3 protein-coding genes are annotated in these 3358 nt (G+C 45.2%); 2 read left to right on the top strand and 1 reads right to left on the bottom strand.

All coding sequences use genetic code 11. From position 1 onward, the window contains the following. Positions 1-76 precede the first annotated feature (76 nt). A complete protein-coding gene (locus WMO20_RS14235) occupies positions 77-664 on the bottom strand; it encodes an accessory gene regulator B family protein (RefSeq protein ID WP_349187289.1) in 588 nt (195 codons plus the stop codon). Positions 665-843: 179 nt separating this feature from the next. Here WMO20_RS14235 and WMO20_RS14230 point away from each other — a divergent pair, with 179 nt between their 5' ends. Next, the gene (locus WMO20_RS14230) at positions 844-1542 is read left to right on the top strand and encodes a LytR/AlgR family response regulator transcription factor (RefSeq protein WP_005943379.1); all 699 of its coding nucleotides are present in this window, start codon (positions 844-846) and stop codon (positions 1540-1542) included. Then, positions 1539-2807, top strand: a complete 1269-nt coding sequence (locus WMO20_RS14225; RefSeq protein WP_349187288.1) for a GHKL domain-containing protein — start codon at positions 1539-1541, stop codon at positions 2805-2807. Before WMO20_RS14230 ends, WMO20_RS14225 begins: the two co-directional genes overlap by 4 nt. Positions 2808-3358: the final 551 nt, after the last annotated feature.

Here is a 3358-nt window from a genome sequence, read left to right as displayed (position 1 = left end):
AATGCTGTTTGTCAGGGGCAGCGGTCGGTTGGCGGATTTTTTCATTTTGGGGCTTGACTTTTAATAGTTAGTCTCCCTATCTACAAAAGTTGGCATTAAATTTTTGTTGAACCAAAGGAATTGTTGAGAATACAATCAATACCCATTTGGAGAGATAGTAGCAAACTACATGACGTGTATACGGAAGCACATTAAAAATGGCAAGCAGGAAATCTATTGACGAAAGAACAGATGCGACCATCTTGTAACTTGACCGCTTCTTTTCACTTAAAGGCTTATTCTTTGCTTCGATAGGTGAGAGAAAGATAGAGATGCCCAAAAGAGCTACTGTTGTCAGGATACGGAAAAGGTGATTTGCTGCGATTGCCTTACTTAGCAAAATGCAGATAAGTGCCAGTCCGGAGAATGCCAAATAGCATCTGGTGTGCGATGTTGCATGGTATCCGCCAATGTAGATTCGCTGTGGGATAAACCCAATCAAAAATGAAAGTGCGTACCGCACATCACCACACACAACAGCGATTAAAACAACAAGCAGAACGCTCACAACAGATGATATGAGCAACTCGTACCCATAGACATACGCATCCGCCTTTGCTTCATCTATCACTTTTTGCTCGCAGAAAAGACGGACTAATTTTTGAGACAGCGTGCGTTCCCACATTGCAGTTGCGCCACCTTATCTTCTGATTTTTGCTTCACTGTATCATAAATTTCAGCAAAATCAAGAGGTTTGGCAAAACTGGTCGTTCTGGTGACAAAAGTGGTAGGTCAGGCTACTTGTAAGGAGCCTTTGCACAGTCTATAATAGTAGCAGGACATTATTTTGTGGAGGTTGTCGAAATGCTGAAGTACCACGTTGCAGTCTGCGATGATGAGAAGTCAGACCTTGATGGCATTGTTCAAAGCGTCCAGCAGTACGATGTGCAAGGCTGCTTTGACATTGAGACTTACATGGATGGGAATGAACTTCTGAGCGAATTGCAAATGCAGAAAAAATCCTTCGATTTGCTGCTGCTCGATATCGAGATGCCATCCAACGGTTTTCAGTTGGCGCAGTCTTTGATCCAAATGGAGAAGCATCCTTTGGTGGTATTTGTCACGAAGCGGCATGAGTACGCTGTGCAGGGATATGGCGTTGCATTCCGCTACCTTGTCAAACCTTTGGATCAGACACTGTTCGCTGCGGCAATGGATGCCGTCCTTCAGGAACTGAACTCCAAACATTTTACGATCGAATACGATGGTATTACCATGTCCTTGGAAACATCGGACATTTACTTTCTGGAAAGCCACGGACATAAAGTTCTGATTCACTGTAAGGAGCAAGACCTTACATTGCGAATGAGCATTCCTGAAGCCTTGGAGCAACTTCCCAAACGGTGCTTTGTGTCACCACACAAAAGTTATCTCGTCAACATGGAACACATTGTTTACGCTACGGGAACCGCTGTTTTTCTTTCCAGCGGACATCAGCTGCCGATCAGCAGGAGGAAGCGTCAGGAGTTCAATCAGATCTTCAACGCTTATTTGGGAAGATGATGCTTTATTATTTCGTTGAGTTTGCAGGGAGCTTTGCCAACATTGCCCTGTTGCTGCTTTTTATCGGTCGGCTGTTTCCCAAAAAGGAGCCCGTCTCAAGGTGGTTCTATGCCTATGTTGCACTCTTGATCGCTGGGCAGTGCGCTTTGAGTTTATTCCCGGATTGGGTAACGCAGCGCACGATTTATCTTTTAGTTGGCGGATTTCTCCTTGCATTGCTGTTCTATGAGGTGCGACCGTGGCAGGCGGTTTTCGCAAGCGGAGCCTTCTTTACACTGGCTGCTTTGGTGGAAGTGCTTGCAATGCTCCTGATTGGTCTGCGTATCCCGGATACCGACATTCTGATGCAGGCTGGGGCAGCACGGTTGGTCTATATTGTTTTTTCAAACCTGATTCAAATTCCACTCGTAGTTCTGATCTCACATTTTTTCAGCCGAAAGGGAAATGCTCTGCGCATCCTATGGCTGTTGCCGATCATTGCGATTCAAATCGCAAGTATCGCGGTCTGTTATGTGGCACAGTATCATACTGCGGATGAGTATTTCCCTGATTATATGGTCGGCCTTATGGCTGTACTTCTCCTTATAAACATCCTGATCGTGTTCTATGTGGAAGCTCTCCGGGAAAATGAGCTAGAAAAATTCAAAGTCAAGTTCAATGAGCAGCAGTACAACCTTCAAATGGAATACTACCAGCAGCTCAAAGAACGTCAGGAAGAAGTCCGTTCTCTACAGCATGATGTGAAGAAATACATTCTGGCGATGCAGGCAGTTGCAGAACACGGTGATACCGAAGAACTTCACAAGATCGCACAGGCCGCCACGAATGTTTTCGAGCGTTCCACAAATATTTCTGCTGTCGGAAATCCTGTTGTTGATGCTCTTTTGAATTATTACTTACGAATTGCGGAAAGGAATAACATCAAAGTCAAACTGGATGTGACGATTCCTGAAGTTCTGACGATCTCATCGTTGTCTTTGAGCATCATCATCGGAAACACATTTGACAATGCCATTGAAGCCTGCTGCGACTTGCCAGCAGAACAGCGAATCATTCATCTACAGCTGCGCAAGCAGTATCGCAGTCTCTTTTACCGGCTTGAGAATCCATACAGCGATACCGTTCGCAGCATCCGCATCGGAGAGTATCACGGTTACGGACTAAAGAACATAAATCGTATCGTTCAAGAGAACCATGGCGACTTCTACACAAAGAAGAAGGACGGTGTGTTTACCGTCCAAGTCCGCCTGAACTGCGAAAATTAAAACATTCTTCTAAAACGCAGCCTTGCTTTCGCTTGTACTTTGTGTGTTTCGTTCATCTGATGTATTCATTATCCTGAAGTGTTGACACGCATTCGTACTTATGTTATCATTCCCAACAAATCCACAGAGATTTCTGTAAAGAAACGATTCTGTGCGGTTTTATTTCCTGCGAAGATTTACCGCCCCGCAACACACCCGATCATTTTGCCGTCTGTTTCACCCGACAAAATCCTTCGCCTGTACTGCGTGGGCGGTATTTTTCTTTTCCGGGGAAGATTGCACCTTGAAAATTTCATGAGCCGACCGAACGTGATACCGGCTCTCCAGTCAACGCCGCTGCAAAACAGGGGCAGGAACTTCGTTCGGGGCAAACGGCGATTCACATATATGAGCAGTGGAACTCTCTACTTATTTTTGCGTCTTAACAATTCGGAAACAACTTTCGGAAATACGTTTTGAGCGCAGCAGTGGAGAGCAAGAACCGTCCCGTGGCCACAAATTTTCAATTCTTGAAAATTCTGTGTTCCTCCGGGACTACACTTCTGCAACGC

It is taken from the genome of Faecalibacterium intestinale (assembly GCF_040096575.1).
Taxonomy (GTDB): Bacteria; Bacillota; Clostridia; order Oscillospirales; family Ruminococcaceae; genus Faecalibacterium; species Faecalibacterium intestinale.
Note: the sequence above shows the minus strand (reverse complement) of the source record. Positions and strands in the feature narration are given on the sequence as shown.

Excerpts from the sequence above, each read along its gene's own strand:
- WMO20_RS14235 (WP_349187289.1), bottom strand. The coding sequence starts at position 664 with ATGTGGGAACGCACGCTGTCTCAAAAATTAGTCCGTCTTTTCTGCGAG.
- WMO20_RS14230 (WP_005943379.1), top strand. The coding sequence starts at position 844 with ATGCTGAAGTACCACGTTGCAGTCTGCGATGATGAGAAGTCAGACCTT.
- WMO20_RS14225 (WP_349187288.1), top strand. The coding sequence starts at position 1,539 with ATGATGCTTTATTATTTCGTTGAGTTTGCAGGGAGCTTTGCCAACATT.